16 protein-coding genes and 1 pseudogene are annotated in these 16,128 nt (G+C 72.2%); 15 read left to right on the top strand and 2 right to left on the bottom strand.

The window, feature by feature from the left end:
- Positions 1–1,512 carry an aldehyde dehydrogenase family protein gene (locus ACE7GA_RS00550; RefSeq protein ID WP_376094140.1) on the bottom strand — a complete coding sequence of 504 codons (1,512 nt, stop codon included), beginning with the start codon at positions 1,510–1,512 and terminating at the stop codon, positions 1–3.
- A 66-nt stretch (positions 1,513–1,578) separates the two neighbouring features.
- Here ACE7GA_RS00550 and ACE7GA_RS00545 point away from each other — a divergent pair, with 66 nt between their 5' ends.
- The 4 genes from ACE7GA_RS00545 (at position 1,579) to ACE7GA_RS00530 (ending at position 5,685) form a co-directional block, all read left to right on the top strand.
- Positions 1,579–2,202: a DUF2459 domain-containing protein gene (locus ACE7GA_RS00545; protein ID WP_376094138.1), complete on the top strand. Its 624-nt coding sequence runs from the start codon at positions 1,579–1,581 to the stop codon at positions 2,200–2,202.
- A gap of 87 nt (positions 2,203–2,289) precedes the next feature.
- Positions 2,290–3,651, top strand: a complete 1,362-nt coding sequence (locus tag ACE7GA_RS00540) for a malonyl-CoA decarboxylase (protein WP_376094135.1) — start codon at positions 2,290–2,292, stop codon at positions 3,649–3,651.
- Entirely contained in the window at positions 3,648–4,844 is a 1,197-nt protein-coding gene (locus ACE7GA_RS00535; RefSeq protein WP_376094132.1) for a CaiB/BaiF CoA transferase family protein, read from the top strand. The genes ACE7GA_RS00540 and ACE7GA_RS00535 overlap by 4 nt, the downstream gene beginning before the upstream one ends.
- Before the next feature lie 16 nt (positions 4,845–4,860).
- Positions 4,861–5,685, top strand: a complete 825-nt coding sequence (locus tag ACE7GA_RS00530; protein WP_376094129.1) for an alpha/beta fold hydrolase — start codon at positions 4,861–4,863, stop codon at positions 5,683–5,685.
- A 3-nt stretch (positions 5,686–5,688) separates the two neighbouring features.
- On the opposite strand, the gene hemB is transcribed toward ACE7GA_RS00530, so the two are convergent.
- Positions 5,689–6,684 (bottom strand): porphobilinogen synthase, encoded by a 996-nt coding sequence (hemB, locus tag ACE7GA_RS00525; protein ID WP_376094125.1) that lies wholly within the window; start codon positions 6,682–6,684, stop codon positions 5,689–5,691.
- Positions 6,685–6,806: 122 nt separating this feature from the next.
- Here hemB and ACE7GA_RS00520 point away from each other — a divergent pair, with 122 nt between their 5' ends.
- The 11 genes and pseudogenes from ACE7GA_RS00520 (at position 6,807) to ACE7GA_RS00470 (ending at position 16,126) form a co-directional block, all read left to right on the top strand.
- A complete protein-coding gene (locus tag ACE7GA_RS00520; RefSeq protein ID WP_376094122.1) occupies positions 6,807–7,574 on the top strand; it encodes a dienelactone hydrolase family protein in 768 nt (255 codons plus the stop codon).
- 69 nt (positions 7,575–7,643) lie between these two features.
- Complete coding sequence (rpiB, locus tag ACE7GA_RS00515) at positions 7,644–8,117, top strand: ribose 5-phosphate isomerase B (protein ID WP_376094119.1); 474 nt, start codon at positions 7,644–7,646, stop codon at positions 8,115–8,117.
- Positions 8,114–9,418, top strand: a complete 1,305-nt coding sequence (glyA, locus tag ACE7GA_RS00510) for a serine hydroxymethyltransferase (RefSeq protein ID WP_376094117.1) — start codon at positions 8,114–8,116, stop codon at positions 9,416–9,418. The genes rpiB and glyA overlap by 4 nt, the downstream gene beginning before the upstream one ends.
- Before the next feature lie 36 nt (positions 9,419–9,454).
- Positions 9,455–9,904 (top strand): transcriptional regulator NrdR, encoded by a 450-nt coding sequence (nrdR, locus tag ACE7GA_RS00505; protein ID WP_376094114.1) that lies wholly within the window; start codon positions 9,455–9,457, stop codon positions 9,902–9,904.
- Positions 9,905–10,002: 98 nt separating this feature from the next.
- Positions 10,003–11,079 (top strand): annotated as a pseudogene (gene ribD, locus ACE7GA_RS00500) (bifunctional diaminohydroxyphosphoribosylaminopyrimidine deaminase/5-amino-6-(5-phosphoribosylamino)uracil reductase RibD).
- A gap of 93 nt (positions 11,080–11,172) precedes the next feature.
- On the top strand, positions 11,173–11,787 hold the full coding sequence (locus tag ACE7GA_RS00495) for a riboflavin synthase (RefSeq protein ID WP_376100544.1): 615 nt from the start codon (positions 11,173–11,175) through the stop codon (positions 11,785–11,787).
- Positions 11,784–12,902 (top strand): 3,4-dihydroxy-2-butanone-4-phosphate synthase, encoded by a 1,119-nt coding sequence (gene ribB / locus ACE7GA_RS00490; protein WP_376094111.1) that lies wholly within the window; start codon positions 11,784–11,786, stop codon positions 12,900–12,902. The genes ACE7GA_RS00495 and ribB overlap by 4 nt, the downstream gene beginning before the upstream one ends.
- Positions 12,899–13,381, top strand: coding sequence for a 6,7-dimethyl-8-ribityllumazine synthase (ribH, locus tag ACE7GA_RS00485; protein WP_376094108.1), 483 nt, complete (start codon positions 12,899–12,901; stop codon positions 13,379–13,381). Before ribB ends, ribH begins: the two co-directional genes overlap by 4 nt.
- 68 nt (positions 13,382–13,449) lie before the next feature.
- Positions 13,450–13,959: a transcription antitermination factor NusB gene (gene nusB / locus ACE7GA_RS00480; protein WP_376100542.1), complete on the top strand. Its 510-nt coding sequence runs from the start codon at positions 13,450–13,452 to the stop codon at positions 13,957–13,959.
- Entirely contained in the window at positions 13,956–14,936 is a 981-nt protein-coding gene (thiL, locus tag ACE7GA_RS00475) for a thiamine-phosphate kinase (protein ID WP_376094105.1), read from the top strand. Before nusB ends, thiL begins: the two co-directional genes overlap by 4 nt.
- Positions 14,933–16,126, top strand: coding sequence for an MFS transporter (locus ACE7GA_RS00470; protein WP_376094102.1), 1,194 nt, complete (start codon positions 14,933–14,935; stop codon positions 16,124–16,126). Before thiL ends, ACE7GA_RS00470 begins: the two co-directional genes overlap by 4 nt.
- Positions 16,127–16,128 lie beyond the last annotated feature (2 nt).

The raw sequence follows: 16,128 nt of genomic DNA, 5'->3' as shown, positions 1-16,128 counted from the left end.
TTAAGCCATATTCACCATGATCGTCTTCTTGTGCGTGAAGTGCTCCAGCATCGCCTCCAGCGACGCCTCCTTCCCCAGCCCCGACGACTTCACGCCGCCGTAGGACAGGTTCGCCTGCACGACGAGGTTCTGGTTGATCTGCACCAGCCCCGCTTCCAGCCGGTGCGCCAGCGTCAGCCCGACCTTCAGGTTGTTCGTCCAGAGCGAGGCGGCGAGGCCGTATTCGCTGTCGTTCGCCTCCTCCAGCACCGCCTCCGCGTCGTCGAAGGGGAAGATGACGGTGACGGGGCCGAAGATCTCCTCCCGCACCAGGCGGCTATCCTTCGACAGGCCGGTGAAGATGTGGGGCTGGATGAACAGGCCCTTCTTCAGCGCGGGGTCGGTCGGCATGGCGGAACAGGCGCGGGCCTCGGCGCCCGGCGTCGCCTTCCCTTCCTCGATGAAGCCGCGAACCTTCTCCAACTGGCCTTCGGAGACGATGGTGCCGATGTCCGTCTTCTCATCCAGCGGGTCGCCCATGACCATGGCGTCCACGCGCTTGGCCATCTCGTCCACGAAGCGCTTGAAGATCGGGCGCTCGACGTAGATGCGGGACGCCGCGGTGCAGGACTGGCCCTGGCGCGTGAAGCGCATGGAGGTCAGGGCGCCGGACAGCGTCTTCTCGAAGTCGCAATCGGCGAAGACGATCATCGGCGACTTGCCGCCGAGTTCCAGCGTGACGGGGATCAGCTTCTCCGCCGCGGCCCTGGAGACGATCTTCCCGGTCTCGACGGAGCCGGTGAAGGTGACCTTCCGGACCTTCGGATGCGAGACGAGCGGCGCGCCGCAATCCGGGCCGAAGCCGGAGAGGATGTTGAAGCAGCCCGGCGGCAGGATCCGGTTCATCAGCTCGCAGATGCGCAGCACGGCGAGGGGCGCTTCCTCCGCCGACTTGACGACGACGGTGTTGCCGGCCACCAGCGCCGGCGCGACCTTCAGCGCCATCAGCAGCATCGGCACGTTCCAGGGGATGATCGCGCCGACGACGCCCAGCGGTTCCCGCACCGTCACGGACAGCACGTCTGGGGCGAAGGGCACCGTCTCCCCCTTCAGCTCGCCGCCGAGGCCGCCGAAGAACTCGAAGACGTCGGCGACGACGCCGGCCTCGACGCGGGATTCGGTGCGGAGCGCCTTGCCGGTTTCCAGCGCGATCAGGCGGCCCAGCTCGTCCTGGTGTTCCTTCAGCAGCGCGGCGCAGGCGCCGACGAGGGCGCCACGCTTCCGCGCGGGCATCCGGGCCCATTCCTTCTGCGCCCGTGCCGCATCGGTGACCGCCGCGTCCACATCGGCGGCGTCGCCCTCGGCCGCGCGCGCGACCTCCTGCCCCGTGGCCGGGTTGACCACGGCGAAGGTCTTGCCGGACCGCGCGGGCACGTAGCGGCCGCCGATGAAGTGCAGGCCGGACAGCGCCTTCGCCAGCGCGAAGGGATCGGTCAGCGGCGCGGCGGGCGTGGGGTGGGGCGTGTCGAGCATCGGCGGTATCCTCCCGGCAGGGCGGCGGACCATGATGGGAGGCAGGGCGGGTTGCAAGGTTGGGGCGTGGGGCGCCGGGGCGCGCTGTTGGCCGCGATGGCGGCGCCCCTCGCCGGGTGCGCGCGCGTCGAGCGTCCCGTCGCCGACGGACGGGGCGTCGCCGTTGCGGCCGGTCCGTTCCGGACCGTCTGGCTGGTCGAGGCGTCGCTCGTCCACACCGAGGTGCTGCTGGACTGGCCGGCCGAGGCCGCGCTGCCGCCGCCCTTCCCGGGGCCGGGGTTCCTCGGCGTCGCCTTCGGCTCGCGCGACTACTTCGCGGCGGATTCCGCGGGGCCGGTGGAGCTTCTGCGCGCCTTCGTCCCCGGCCCGGCCGCCATCCTGATCGCGCCGAGGGCGGGCGTGCCGGACGGTGCGCTGGCCCTCGACGTGCCGCCGGACGGGCCGGGGCGCCTGGCGCGTGCCGTGGCCGGCGACCTGGCGCGGGACGCGGAGGGGCGGCCGCTTCTGGTGCGCCGCACGGAAAGCGGCGGCGTGTTCCTGGAGGCCGGGCCGCCCTACTCGCTCGCCTACACCTGCAACACCTGGGCGCTGGACCTGCTGGCGGCGGCGGGGGTGCCGGTCTCCGCAGCCGGGGTGATCACGCCGCAGATCGCCATGGCCGTCGCCCGCGCCGCGGGGGCCGCCGGGTGACGGTTGCGGGAGCGACCTGACCACCCCTGGACCCGGGGCGTAACCGACCGCACCTTCCAGCAAATCTGGACGCGGAGGGATGCTGCCTTGTCCGAGGCGACGACGACCCTGGAGGCCGGCGCCGCGACGGCGCCGCCCTCCGCCCGATCCTGGTTCGAGCGGCTGTGGACCTCCATCGCCGATCACGGCCGGGCCTTCGTGCCGACCTTCGGGGCCTCCGTGCCGCCGCTGGAGCGGGCGAAGGGCCTGGCGACGTCGCTGCTGGCCGAGCGTGGCGAGGCGTCGGGTGCCGCCGTGGCGCGGGAGTTGATGACGGCGCTGCGCGAGCTTTCGCCGGCGGACCGGGAGGCCTTCCACCTCTTTCTCGCAACGGGCTTCGACCCCGAGCCGAAGCGGCTGCGCGCTGCGGCCGAGGCCTACCTGGCCGATCCCAGCCCCGCGAACGTCTCGAAACTCTCCGCGGCATCAGAGCCGCCCCGGCAGGAATTGCTGCGCCGGATGAACATGTCCCCCGGCGGGACGGCGGCGCTCGTCGAGCTGCGCGAAGGGCTGCTCAAGCGCGTGGCGAAGGAGCCGGCGCTCGGGCCGCTGGATGCGGATCTGAAGCACCTCTTCACGTCCTGGTTCAACCGCGGCTTCCTGCAGCTGCGGCGCATCGACTGGCAGACGCCCGCCGCGATCCTGGAGAAACTGATCCGCTACGAGGCGGTGCACGAGATCCAGGGCTGGGAGGACCTGCGGCGCCGGCTGGAGGCCGACCGCCGCTGCTATGGCTTCTTCCACCCCGCCCTGCCGAACGAGCCGCTGATCTTCGTGGAGGTCGCGCTGGTGGCTGGGCTGGCCGCGGCCGTGCAGCCGCTGCTGTCCCGCATCGACGAGGACGGGGCGGCAGCGCGGGCCGCCGAGGCGGATACCGCGATCTTCTATTCCATCTCCAACTGCCAGGAGGGGCTGCGGGGCATCTCCTTCGGCAACTTCCTCATCAAGCAGGTGGTCGAGGACCTGAAGGCGGAACTGCCGCAGCTCAAGACCTTCTCGACCCTCTCGCCGGTGCCGGGGCTGCGGCGTTGGCTGGATGGGCAGGCCGCCGAGGGCGGCGAGATGGCCGAGATGAAGGAGGAGCTGGACCGGGTTGGCACGGCGCTCGACACGTTGCATGGGGACGCCCTGCGTCCCGCGCTCATGCGGGCCTGCGCCCTGTACCTGACCGAGCCCCCGCCCGGCCGCATGGACCCCGTCGCCCGCTTCCACCTGGGCAATGGCGCGCGGCTCGAGCGGATCAATTGGCTCGGCAACACGGCGTCGAAGGGGATAAAGGAATCCTACGGACTGATGGTGAACTACCTCTACGACCGCGACGACATCGAGAAGAACCACGAGGCCTTCGTGCGCGGCGGGACCGTCGCGCGGTCCTCCCGGGTGAACGCGCTGCTGAAGGCGCGCGCATGAATCCCGGCGCGCTGAACGGGATCAAGGTCCTTGACCTGACGCGGGTGCTCGCCGGCCCGACCTGCACGCAGATGCTCGGCGACCTCGGCGCGGAGGTCGTGAAGATCGAGAGGCCCGGCGCCGGCGACGACACGCGGGGCTTCGCGCCGCCCACCATGCCGGGAACGCGGGAGAGCGCCTACTTCGTCGGGGTGAACCGGAACAAGAAGTCGGTCACGCTCGACATCGCCAAGGACGAAGGGCAGGCGATCATCCATCGCATCCTCGGGGAGGCCGATATCCTCGTCGAGAACTTCAAGGTCGGGGCGCTCGCGAAGTACGGGCTGGGGTGGGAGGACCTGAAGGACCGCTACCCCCGGCTGATCTACTGCTCCATCACCGGCTTCGGGCAGACCGGGCCCTATGCGCCGCGCCCGGGCTACGATTCGCTGATCCAGGCGATGGGCGGGGTGATGTCGCTGACCGGCGATCCGGAGGGCGAGCCGCAGAAGGTCGGCGTGCCCGTCGCGGACCTCTTCGCGGGTCTCTATGGCTGCATCGGCATCCTCGCGGCGCTGAATCACCGGCACGCGACGGGGCAGGGGCAGCGGGTGGACATCGGGATGCTCGACACGAGCGTCGCGTGGCTGGCGAACCAGGGGATGAACTACCTGGCGACGGGGGAAAACCCGCCGCGGCTCGGCAACCAGCATCCCAACATCGTGCCGTACCAGGTCTTCCCGACGAAGGACGGGCACATCGTGCTCTCGGTCGGCAACGACCCGACCTTCGAGCGCTTCTGCCGCCTGACGGGGCAGGAAGCGTTGCTGGGCGATGACCGCTTCGCGACGAACGCGGCACGCGTCGGCAACCGGCAACTCGTCACCGACACGCTGATACCGGTAATGCAGTCCCGCACGACGAAGGAATGGGTCGAGGCGCTGGAGGCCGCGAAGATCGGCTGCGGGCCGATCAACACGCTCCACGACGTGTTCGAGGACCCGCACGTGAAGGCGCGCGGCGTGGTGGTCGAGATGGACCATGCGAGTGGGGAGAAGGTACGGGTCATCGCCAACCCCGTCCGGCTTTCGGCCACGCCGCCGTCCTACCGTTCCGCTTCGCCGCTGCTGGGGCAGCATACGGAGGAGGTGCTGACGGGCCTCGGCCTGAACGCGTCCGACGTCGCGCGCCTGCGGGGCGATGGGATCGCCTGAGCCACGCCCCGGGCTGATGCGCTGCGACCTCGGCGGCGGGGTCGCGGCGACGCTGCGCTGGGTGGAGTGGGGGCCGGCCGAGGGCGAACCGGTCATCTGCGTGCATGGCCTGACGCGCACGGGACGCGACTTCGACGTGCTCGCGCGGGCGCTGGCCGCGCGCGGGCGGCGCGTGATCTGCCCTGACGTCTTCGGGCGTGGGATGAGCGACTGGCTGCCCGCCGGCCGGCTCTACGCCATTCCGACCTATGCCGCGGCTTTCGCTGCGCTGCTGCGCGCGATTGGCCGGCCCTGCGACTGGGTCGGCACGTCCATGGGCGGGCTGATCGGCATGGCGGTCGGCGCGATGCCGGACGTTGCGCCGCGCCGGATGGTGCTGAACGACATCGGCCCCTTCGTGCCGGCGGCGGCGCTGCGCCGAATCGGGGCCTACATCTCGCTCGTGCCGCTCTTCGACGACTTCACGGCGCTGGAGGCGCACCTGCGCGCCGTGCACGCGCCCTTCGGGCCGCTGTCCGACGCGGAGTGGCGGCACCTCGCGGAGACCAGCGGGCGCGTGACGGCAGGCGGCCGCGTGGCGCTGCAATACGATCCAGCGATCGCCGAGCCCTACGCGGCCGGTCCGATCGGGGACGTCGCGATCTGGCCGCTCTGGGAGGCGCTGCGCATGCCCGTGCTGGTGATCCGCGGGGCGGAGAGCGACCTGCTGGACGCGGCGACGGCGGAGCGGATGGCGACGCGGCCGGGCACGTCCCTGTTCACCGTTCCCGGCGTCGGTCACGCACCGGCGCTGATGGCGCCGGACCAGGTGGAGACGGTTCTGGGCTTCCTGGCGGGGTAGCGGCTACCCGGCCTTCAGGCGGCGCGCGGCGTCCACGGCGAAGTAGGTGAGGACGCCGTCGGCGCCGGCGCGCTTGAAGGCAAGAAGGCTTTCCATCATCGCGGCTTCCCGGTCCAGCCAGCCGTTGCGGGCGGCACCGGCGATCATCGCGTACTCGCCGCTCACCTGATACGCGAAGGTGGGGACGGCGAAGCGGTCCTTCACGCGGCGGACAATGTCGAGGTAGGGCATCCCGGGCTTGACCATGATCATGTCCGCGCCCTCGGCCAGGTCCATCGCGACCTCCCGCATCGCCTCGTCGGAATTGGCGGGGTCCATCTGATAGGTCTTCTTGTCGCCCTTCAGGGCGCCGCCCGATCCCACGGCGTCGCGGAACGGGCCGTAGAAGGCGGAGGCGTATTTCGCGGCGTAGGACATGATCCGCGTGCCGATGAAGCCGCGCGCGTCGAGCGCGCGCCGCAGGGCGCCGATGCGGCCGTCCATCATGTCGGACGGCGCCATGATGCCGATGCCTGCCTCGGCCTGCGTCACGGCCTGGGCGCCGAGGATCTCCAGCGTCTCGTCGTTCGCGATGCGGCCGTCTCGGATCACGCCGTCATGGCCGTGATCGGTGTAGGGGTCGAGGGCGATGTCGCCGACCAGCGCGAGGTCCGGATAGGCCTTCGTCAGCGCGCGGGCGGCACGGCAGATCAGGTTGTCGGGGTTGCGGGACTCGGTGCCCTCCCCGTCCTTCCGTTCAGACGGCGTGGCCGGGAAGATCGCGACGGCGGGGATGCCGAGGTCCACCGCGGGGCCGACATGGTCCACGATCCGGTCGGCGGTCACGCGCATCACGCCGGGCATCGAGGGCACGTCGGTCGAGGCGCCCTGGCCTTCCATGACGAAGACCGGCCAGATCAGGTCGTCCGTCGAAAGGCGGTTCTCCGCGACGAGGCGGCGGGTCGCGGCGTCCCAGCGGTTGCGGCGGGGGCGGCCGACGGGAAAGGGGGCGAAGTCCATTGCCGAATGGTGCCGCCGCCCGCGGGCGTCGCCAAGGCGGGCAGCGGGTTTCGCTGCATGTCCGGTGCGAATGGCTGGACCGGGCTCGGCGCCGGGCGCAGGCTCGGACGATGCGTCGGGGGGTGCTCCTGCTGTGCCTGCTGCTCCTGCTTCCGCGCGGCGCGGGGGCGGCGGGGGTGGAGGTCGCGGTCCCCGGTCCCGGCGTGACGCTCCGCGCGCTGCTGTTCCGGCCGCCGGCGGGGGCACCGCCGGGGCGTGCCGCGGTGATCGCCTTGCATGCCTGCGGGGGGATCGGCGGCGCGGACGAACCGATCCGCCTCTTCCGCAGCGAGCAGGCCTGGACCGACCTCCTCTTGTCTGCGGGCCACCCGGTCATCTGGCCCGACAGCTTCGGCAGCCGGGGCCTGGCCGCGGAATGCGGGCACTCCTGGAGCCGGCCGGAGGGCGCGCGGACCATCCGCCCCGCCGATGCGGCGGCGACCTTGGCCTGGGTGACGGCGCAGCCCTGGGCAGCACCGGGCGGAGTGATCCTGATGGGATGGTCGCACGGGGCCATGGGCATGCTGGGCATGCTGCCCGGCGCGCCGCCCGGGTCGGTCCGGGGCGCGATCGGCTTCTACGCCGGGTGCCGCGACACGGCGGCCATGGGGCCGCCGGCCGGGCCGGTGCTTCTGCTGCTCGGGGAGGCCGACAATTTCGGTGGGTGGCGCGCCTGCCTCGGCTTGCCGCACCGGCACCCCGGGATGATCCGGACGGTCGTCTATCCCGGCGCGCACCACGCCTTCGACATGGCGGAGGACGACCCGGCCGACCGTGCGGCGACCGCGGCCGCGGCGCGGGAGGTCACCACCTTCCTCGCGGCGCATGGCGGCCCCGCGGGAACGCGATGACGTGAGCCGTCCATAGACCTAGGGGCGGCGTTCCCCGCGGAACGCAAGACGTGGTAGAGCCCCGCTCAGATGACAGGCGACCCTACCCAGACCCGGCCGACCATCGCCCTCGGCGCGGACCATGCGGGCGTGGAGCTGAAGGCGACGCTTCGCGCGGTGCTTGAGGGGGAAGGGTACCCCGTGCTCGACCTCGGCACGAACGGGACGGAGAGCGTGGATTACCCGGATTTCGGCACCGCGGTGGCGCAGGCCGTCGTCGGCGGTCGCGCGCGGTTCGGGGTGCTGGTCTGCGGGACCGGGATCGGGATTTCCATTTCGGCCAACCGCATCCCGGGGGTGCGCTGCGCCAACGTGCATGACTCGACCGGCGCGCGGCTGACCCGGGCGCACAACGATGCCAACGTGATCGCCTTCGGCGCGCGGCTGACCGGGCCCGAGGTGGCGCTCGATGCCCTCCGTGCCTTCCTCTCCACCCCCTTCGAGGGCGGCCGGCACGAACGGCGCGTCAGGAAGCTCTCGCCCGACTGGGAACGGACCCCATGAACGACATCTCCCCCGCGGTCGTCCCCGACCGCTTCTTCTCCGCACCCGTGTCGGAGACCGACCCGGAGATCGCGGCGGTGCTGTCGCGCGAAATGGTGCGGCAGCAGGACGGGATCGAGCTGATCGCGTCGGAGAACATCGTCTCCCGTGCCGTGATGGAAGCCCAGGGCTCCGTCCTGACGAACAAGTACGCGGAAGGCCTGCCCGGCAAGCGCTACTACGGCGGGTGCGAGGAAGTGGACGTCGCGGAGAACCTCGCGATCGAGCGGGCCTGCCGCCTGTTCGGCTGCGGCTACGCCAACGTCCAGCCCCATTCCGGCGCGCAGGCGAACCAAGCGGTGTTCCTGGCCCTGCTCGAGCCGGGCGACACCTTCATGGGCCTCGACCTCGCGGCGGGCGGGCACCTGACGCACGGGTCGCCGGTGAACCTGTCGGGCAAGTGGTTCAAGCCCGTGCCCTACACGGTGCGGCGCGAGGACGGGCTGATCGATATGGAGGAGGTCGCCCGCATCGCGCGGGAGAGCCGTCCCAAGATGATCATCGCCGGCGGGTCGGCCTACGCGCGGGTCTGGGACTTCGCCCGGTTCCGGCAGATCGCGGACGAGGTCGGCGCCTATTTCATGGTGGACATGGCGCATTTCGCGGGGCTGGTCGCGGGCGGGGCGCATCCTTCGCCGTTCCCGCATGCCCACGTCGTCACGACCACCACGCACAAGACGCTGCGCGGGCCCCGCGGCGGCCTGATCCTGTCGAACGACGAGGCGCTGGCGAAGAAGTTCAACTCCGCCGTGTTCCCGGGCCTGCAGGGCGGGCCGCTGATGCACGTGATTGCCGCGAAGGCCGTCTGCTTCGGGGAGGCGCTGCGGCCGGAGTTCCGGACCTATGCCCGCCAGGTCGTCGCCAATGCGCGCGCGATGGGCGAGGTTCTGCTGGCGCGCGGCTTCGGGTTGGTGACGGGCGGGACGGACAACCACCTCGTCCTCGTGGACCTGCGGCCGAAGGGCGTGACGGGCAAGGCGGCGGAAGCCGCGCTGGGGCGCGCGCACCTGACGGTCAACAAGAACGCCATTCCCTTCGACCCGGCCAAGCCCTTCGTGACCTCCGGCGTCCGCCTCGGCTCCCCGGCCGGCACGACGCGGGGCTTCGGGGAAGCCGAGTTCCGGGAGATCGGCGGCCTGATCGGGGACGTGCTGGAAGGCCTGGCCGCGGCGAACGCGCCGGAGGCCAACACGGCGGCGGAAGAGGCCGCGGCCGCGCGCGTCCTCGACCTCTGCGCGCGTTTCCCGATCTACCGCGCCTGACCGCCCCGCCCCGTACCATGATCGGCTGAGCGCCGGATGCGCTGCCCCTTCTGCCAGAGCGAAGACACGCAGGTGAAGGACAGCCGTCCGGCCGAGGACGGCACGAGCATCCGCCGCCGCCGCCACTGCAATGCCTGCGGCGCCCGCTTCACGACCTTCGAGCGGGTGCAGCTGCGGGAGATGACGGTCGTCAAGACCGACGGAAGGCGAGAGCCCTTCGACCGGGAGAAGATGGCGCGCTCCATCCGCCTCGCGCTCCGCAAGCGTCCCGTGGCAGAGGAGCGGATCGAGCGGATCGTGGCCTCCATCCAGAAGCAGTTGGAGGCGGACGGCGCGGAGGAGCTGTCGTCCCGCGAGATCGGCGGGATCATCATGCAGCGCCTGAAGGACCTGGACCCGATCGCCTACATCCGCTTTGCGAGCGTCTACGAAAACTTCCGCGAGACGAAGGACTTCCAGGCCCTTCTGCAATCGCTCGACGGCTGACGCGCGTGCCGGACGACTCGCTGCCGCAGACGAACCGGGGCGCGGGCGCGCGCTCGGCGGATGCCGTGGGATCCTTCACCCCGGCGGATGAGGAGCACATGCGTGCCGCGCTGGCCCTGGCCCGCCGCGGCCTGGGGAATACCTGGCCGAACCCGGCCGTCGGCTGCGTGATCGTGCGCCACGGGCGCGTCGTCGGGCGCGGGCGCACGGCGCCCGGCGGACGGCCGCACGCGGAGACGGAGGCGCTGAAGGCGGCGGGCCCGGCCGCGCGCGGCGCGACGGCCTACGTCACTCTGGAACCCTGCTGCCATTGGGGGCGGACGCCGCCCTGCACCGACGCGCTGATCGCGGCGGGGGTCGCCCGCATCGTCATCGCTCTGCGCGATCCGGACCGGCGGGTGAACGGGGAGGGCTTCGCCCGGCTCCGCAGCGCGGGGATCGAGGTGGGCGTGGGGCTGCTGGAGGCCGAGGCGGCCAGCATCCTCGCCGGCTTCGCGAAGCGCGTGCGGGAGGGGTTGCCGCTCGTCACGCTGAAGCTCGCGACCACGATGGACGGGCGGATCGCGACGGCTACGGGCGACAGCCAGTGGATCACGGGGCCGGAGGCGCGGCGGCTGGCCCATGCGCTGCGGGGTTCGCACGATGCGGTCATGCGGGCAGCGGGACGGTCCTGGCGGATGATCCGGAACTGACCTGCCGGCTGCCTGGCTTTTCCCCCGTGCCGACGGTGCGGGTGATCGCTGATGCGCGGCTGCGCACCCCGCTCGGGGCGCGGCTGTTCAACGACCCGGCGCCTGTCTGGGTGCTGACGCGGGACGGCAACGATCCGGCCGGCCTCGCGGAATTGCGCCAGCAGGGGGCGGAGCCGGTCGAGGTCGCGGCCGGGGAGGGCGGGGGCCTCGACCCCCGCGCCATGCTGCGGGCCGTGGCGGAACGGGGGATCACGCGGGTGCTCGTGGAGGGCGGGGCGGCGCTGGCAGCCTCCCCTCCTCCGGGCGGGGGTCGTGGACCGGGTCGCCTGGTTCATCGCGCCGTCGCTGATCGGCGGGGACGGGCTGCCGGCCGTGGGCTCGCTCGGCGTCCGGGCGCTCGGGGAGTCGGTGCGTCTCGCCGTCACCGCCATGCGCCCCGCCGGCCCGTGCTGGCTCGTCGAGGCGGAGGTCCTGCGGGGCTGACCTGCCGAGGCCGCCCCTTGCCAGGGCGGCGCGCCGGGGCCATCCCCCTGACATCGCGTCCCCTTGGCTTCGCTTCCGGAGAGCCGTCCCGCCGTGTTCACGGGCATCGTCACCGCCGTCGGCCGCGTCGTCGCCGTCACGCCCATAGGTGGCGGGCGCGACATGCGGCTGCGCATCGAGACGCCGGCGGGCTGGCTGGACGGCGTGGCGCTGGGCGCTTCCATCTGCTGCTCCGGCTGCTGCCTGACCGCGGTGTCCTTCGACGCGGCGGGGTTCGAGGTCGAGGCGTCGGCCGAGACACTGTCGCGCACGACCTTGGGGACCTGGGGCGTCGGGACGCGCATCAACCTGGAACGGTCGCTGCGGATGGGCGACGAACTCGGCGGGCACATCGTCTCGGGCCATGTGGACGGGGTGGGGGAAGTCGTCTCGGTCGAGCCGGAGAACGGCTCCCACCGCTGGACCTTCCGGCTGCCGGCGGCGCTGGCGCCCTACGTCGCGGAGAAGGGCAGCGTCGCGGTGGACGGCGTGTCGCTGACGGTGAACGCGGTGACGCGCGACAGCTTCGGCGTCAACCTCATCCTGCACACCACCGAGGTCACGGCGCTCGGCACGAAGCGGCCCGGCGATCCGGTGAACCTCGAGATCGACATGCTCGCGCGCTACGTCGCGCGGATGATGGCGTTCCGGACGGAGATGGCCGCATGAGCGTGATGACGCGGACGACCAACTTCGCCGACTTCCTCTCGCCGACGGAGGAATTGCTGGAGGAGGCGCGGCGCGGCCGGATGTTCATCCTCGTGGACGACGAGGACCGGGAGAACGAGGGCGACCTCGTCATCCCCGCGCAGTTCGCCACGCCCGATGCGATCAACTTCATGGCGCGCCACGCGCGGGGATTGATCTGCCTGGCCATGACGAAGGCGCGGGTGGAGGCGTTGGGCCTGCCGCTGATGGCGCAGAACAACGGGACGCGGCATTCCACCGCCTTCACCGTCTCCATCGAGGCGCGGGACGGCGTGACGACGGGCATCTCCGCCGCCGACCGGGCGCGGACGGTCGCCGTCGCTATCAACCCGGAACTCGGGCGCGAGCACATCGTCACGCCCGGCCACGTCTTCCCGCTCGTCGCGCGGGAGGGCGGGACGCTCGTGCGCGCCGGGCACACCGAGGCCGCGGTGGACTTTTCCCGCATGGCCGGCCTCATCCCCGCGGGCGTGATCTGCGAGATCATGAATGAGGACGGGACGATGGCCCGGATGCCGGACCTCGTCGCCTTCGCGCAGCATCACGGGCTGAAACTCGGCACGATCGCGGACCTGATCGCGCATCGCCGCCGCACGGAGCGCCTGGTGCAGCGCGTCGAGGAAGGGGTGCTGGAGGACGCGCCGGGCGGGCCCTGGCGCCTGTTCATCTACGCCAACACGGTCGAGTACGGGGAGCACGTGGCGCTCGTGAAGGGCGACCCGTCGCGCGATGCGCCGGCGCATGTCCGGATGCACGCGGTCAACCTGCTCTCCGACATCACCGGGCGGAACGGGCCGCGCGACCTGCACGCCGCGATGGAGCGGATCGGGCAGGAAGGCCGTGGCGTCGTGGTGCTGATCCGCGACGTGAAGCCGACCGCGCTGTCGGAACGCGTCCGCGCGGGGCGGGAGAAGGTCTCGCCGGAACTGCGGGACTACGGCATCGGCGCGCAGATCCTCTCCGATCTCGGCGTGCGGGAGATGGTGCTGCTGTCGAACCATCCGCGGCCCATCATCGGTCTGGAGGGCTACGGGCTGACGGTGCTGGACACGCAGCCCTTCGGAGACAGTCCGTGAGCACCGCCGACGCCCCGGAACGGACGCCCCCTGCGCTGGACGGTGCGCCGCCGCGCGTGCTGATCATCCACGCGCCCTACTACGCCGACGTGGTGGGCGGCATGGTCGCCGGCGCGCGGGAGGCCCTGGCGCCGACCGGCGCCCTGGTCGAGGAGGCCGAGGTCGCCGGTGCCTTCGAATTGCCCGCGGCGCTGCGGTTGGCGATGCGGTCCGCGCGTTACGACGGCTACCTGCTCTTCGGCTGCGTGGTGCGCGGGGAGACGGATCACTACGACCATATCTGCCGCGAGGCGTTCAGGGGTGTGATGGACCTTTCCGTCGAGACGGGGGCGCCGATGGGTTTCGGGCTGCTCACCGTGGACACGCTGCCGCAGGCCGTCGCGCGCTCGCGCCCGGACCGGCACAACAAGGGGCGGGAAGCCGCGGTGGCGCTTCTGTTCCAACTCGCGCTCGCGCGCCGCTTCGGCGGTGCGGCTTGAGCGCCAAGCCGAAGCCCCGCACGCACCAGGGCACGGGCCAGGGCACGGGCCAGGGCACGGGCCAGGGCATGGGCCAGGGCGCGCGCCCGCGCACCGGGGCGCGCGTAGCCGCAGTACAGGCGCTGTTCCAGGCCGAGGCCTCCGGCGACAACCCGGAGGCGGTGATCGACCAGTTCGTGCGCCACCGCATCGGCGTCATGCCCGGTGCCGGCGGTGCGATGGAGGCGGTCTTCGAGGACGGGCAGGTGCCCGCGGCCGACGTCCCCCTCTTCGCCAAGATCGTGCGCGGGGCCGCGCGGGATTCCGAGACGATCGATGCGCAGATCGCAGCCCACCTGTCGCGCGACTGGGCCCTCGACCGGCTGGATCCAGTGCTGCGGGCGTTGCTGCGCGCCGCGGCCGCCGAATTGTGGGGCGGGCAGGACCCGCCGGCGCGCGTGGTGATCAATGAATACATGGACGTGGCCCACGGCTTCTTCGACGCGGAGGAGCCGCGCTTCGCCAACGGCGTCCTGAACGCCCTGGCGCGCCACATGCGGGCGGGCGAGTTCGCGGCGGAGGACGGGCCGCGGGCGTGAGCGGCCCGGCCCTCCCGCCGGAATTCGCGCTGATCGCGCGGCACTTCCTGCCGCTGGCAGGCCCAGGGGCGCTGAACCTGTCGGACGACGCGGCGCTGCTGACGCCACCGCCGGGGATGGAACTGGTGCTGGCGGCCGATGCGCTGGTCGAGGGCGTGCATTTCCTGCCCGACGATCCGCCGGAGACGGTCGGGAAGAAGTTGCTGCGGACCAACCTTTCCGACCTCGCCGCCATGGGCGCAGCGCCGCTGGCCTACCTGATGACGACGGCGGTGCCGGCATCACGGCAGGACTGGCTCGGCGGCTTCGCGGCGGGGTTGGCGGAGGACGGGCGGGTTTTCGGGCTGCACGTCCTCGGCGGCGACACGGTCTCCACGCCGGGGCCGGTGACCCTTTCGCTGACGATTCTCGGCACGGTGCCGCCGGGGGCGGCGCTTCGGCGCGGCGGCGCGCAGGCCGGCGATGACGCCTGGGTCTCCGGCACGATCGGCGACGGGGCGCTCGGCCTCGCCGTGCTGACCGGCGATCTCGGTGGCGACGCGGAGGGTCACCTGGCCCGTCGCTACCGCGTGCCGGAGCCCCGCCTGGCGCTGGGCCAGGCACTGCGGGGCGTGGCGCGTGCCGCGATGGACGTGTCGGACGGGCTTGTCCAGGACCTCGGCCACCTCTGCCGCGCGGGCGGGGTGGGAGCGGAGGTTCGGCTGGATGCCCTGCCGCTTTCGCCCGCGGCCAAGGCGGTGATCGCTGCCGACCCGTCCTGGCTGCCCCGGCTCGCCATCGGCGGGGACGACTACGAGCTGCTCTTCGCCGCCGACCCGGCCGATGCCGGGCGGGTGCTCGAGGCGTCCCGCGCCTCCGGCACCCCGGTCGCGCGCATCGGGCGCTTCACGGCGGGCGCCACGGCGGTCAGGGTGCATGACCCGGACGGGCGCCCCCTCGTCCTGCCCCACGGGGGATGGAGCCACTTCCGCCCATGAGCGCCACCGCTCCCACCGCCGACGCCCGCGCCGATGCCGCCATGCGGCGCGACGTGTACCTGCTGTTCCTGTGCCAGGCGCTCATGAACGCCTCCGTCGTCGGGCAGGTCGCGATGTCCGCGCTGATCGGACACTCCCTCGCGGACGACAAGGCGCTGGCGACGCTGCCGATGGCGCTGCAGATGGCGGCAACCATGGCGGCCTCGATCCCGGCCGGGATGGTCTTCGCCCGGCTCGGGCGGCGTCCCGGATTCTTCCTGGGCGCCACGGGGGCGCTGCTCGGCAGCCTGACCTTCGCGGCCGGGGTCTGGCAGGGCAACTTCGTCCTCTACTGTCTCGGCGCGATCCCGGCGGGGCTCGGCTTCGGCATTTCGCAGCACTACCGCTTCGCGGCGGCGGAGGTGGCGGCACCGGCCTACCGGCCGAAGGCCATCTCGCTGGTCATGGCGGGCGGGGTGCTTGCAGCGATCGCGGGGCCGGAACTGGTGAAGCACAGCAAGGACCTCTTCGCACCGCACCTGTTCCTTGGCACGTACCTCATCCTGGCCTGCCTGCCGGTGGCCTGCGCGGCGCTGCTGACCTTCGTGAACCTGCCGCCGGCGCCGCCGCGGCCGAAGGTCGCGACGCCGATCGGCGAGATCCTCCGCCGCCCCGCCTTCATCACGGCGGCGCTTACCGGGGCGGTCGCCTATGGGACGATGAACCTCATCATGACCTCGACGCCGCTCGAGATGATGCTTTGCGGCTACGGCGTGTCGGACAGCGCGACCGTCATCCAGGCGCATGCGGTCGCGATGTTCCTCCCCGGCTTCGTCACGGGGCGCATCATCGCGCGCGTGGGCGCGCGGCCCGTCATCGCGGCCGGCGCCGTGCTCACCGCCGCCTGCGTCGTCATCGCGCTGGCGGGGAAGGACTTCGCGCACTTCACCGCTGCGCTCGTCGCGCTCGGCCTGGGCTGGAACTTCATGTTCACGGGCGCGACGACGCTGCTATCCGAGGCGCATGACGGGGCGGAGCGGGTGCGGGCCCAGGCCGCGAACGACTTCATCGTCTTCGGCACAGTGGCCTGTACGGCATTCTCGTCCGGCCTGATCCATGCGGTCAGCGGGTGGGGCGTGCTGAACCTGCTGCTTCTGCCGGCGCTCGTCCTGTCGCTCGCCCGCATCGGCTGGCGCCGCGCCGCGGCCTGAAC

This window comes from Roseomonas sp. CCTCC AB2023176 (assembly GCF_042259275.1).
Classification (GTDB): domain Bacteria; phylum Pseudomonadota; class Alphaproteobacteria; order Acetobacterales; family Acetobacteraceae; genus Roseomonas.
This window is presented reverse-complemented; position numbering and strand designations above follow the sequence as displayed.

Excerpts from the sequence above, each read along its gene's own strand:
- ACE7GA_RS00550 (WP_376094140.1), bottom strand. The coding sequence starts at position 1,512 with ATGCTCGACACGCCCCACCCCACGCCCGCCGCGCCGCTGACCGATCCC.
- ACE7GA_RS00535 (WP_376094132.1), top strand. The coding sequence starts at position 3,648 with ATGAATCCCGGCGCGCTGAACGGGATCAAGGTCCTTGACCTGACGCGG.
- ACE7GA_RS00530 (WP_376094129.1), top strand. The coding sequence starts at position 4,861 with ATGCGCTGCGACCTCGGCGGCGGGGTCGCGGCGACGCTGCGCTGGGTG.
- hemB (WP_376094125.1), bottom strand. The coding sequence starts at position 6,684 with ATGGACTTCGCCCCCTTTCCCGTCGGCCGCCCCCGCCGCAACCGCTGG.
- rpiB (WP_376094119.1), top strand. The coding sequence starts at position 7,644 with ATGACAGGCGACCCTACCCAGACCCGGCCGACCATCGCCCTCGGCGCG.
- glyA (WP_376094117.1), top strand. The coding sequence starts at position 8,114 with ATGAACGACATCTCCCCCGCGGTCGTCCCCGACCGCTTCTTCTCCGCA.
- nrdR (WP_376094114.1), top strand. The coding sequence starts at position 9,455 with ATGCGCTGCCCCTTCTGCCAGAGCGAAGACACGCAGGTGAAGGACAGC.
- ribB (WP_376094111.1), top strand. The coding sequence starts at position 11,784 with ATGAGCGTGATGACGCGGACGACCAACTTCGCCGACTTCCTCTCGCCG.
- nusB (WP_376100542.1), top strand. The coding sequence starts at position 13,450 with ATGGGCCAGGGCGCGCGCCCGCGCACCGGGGCGCGCGTAGCCGCAGTA.
- ACE7GA_RS00470 (WP_376094102.1), top strand. The coding sequence starts at position 14,933 with ATGAGCGCCACCGCTCCCACCGCCGACGCCCGCGCCGATGCCGCCATG.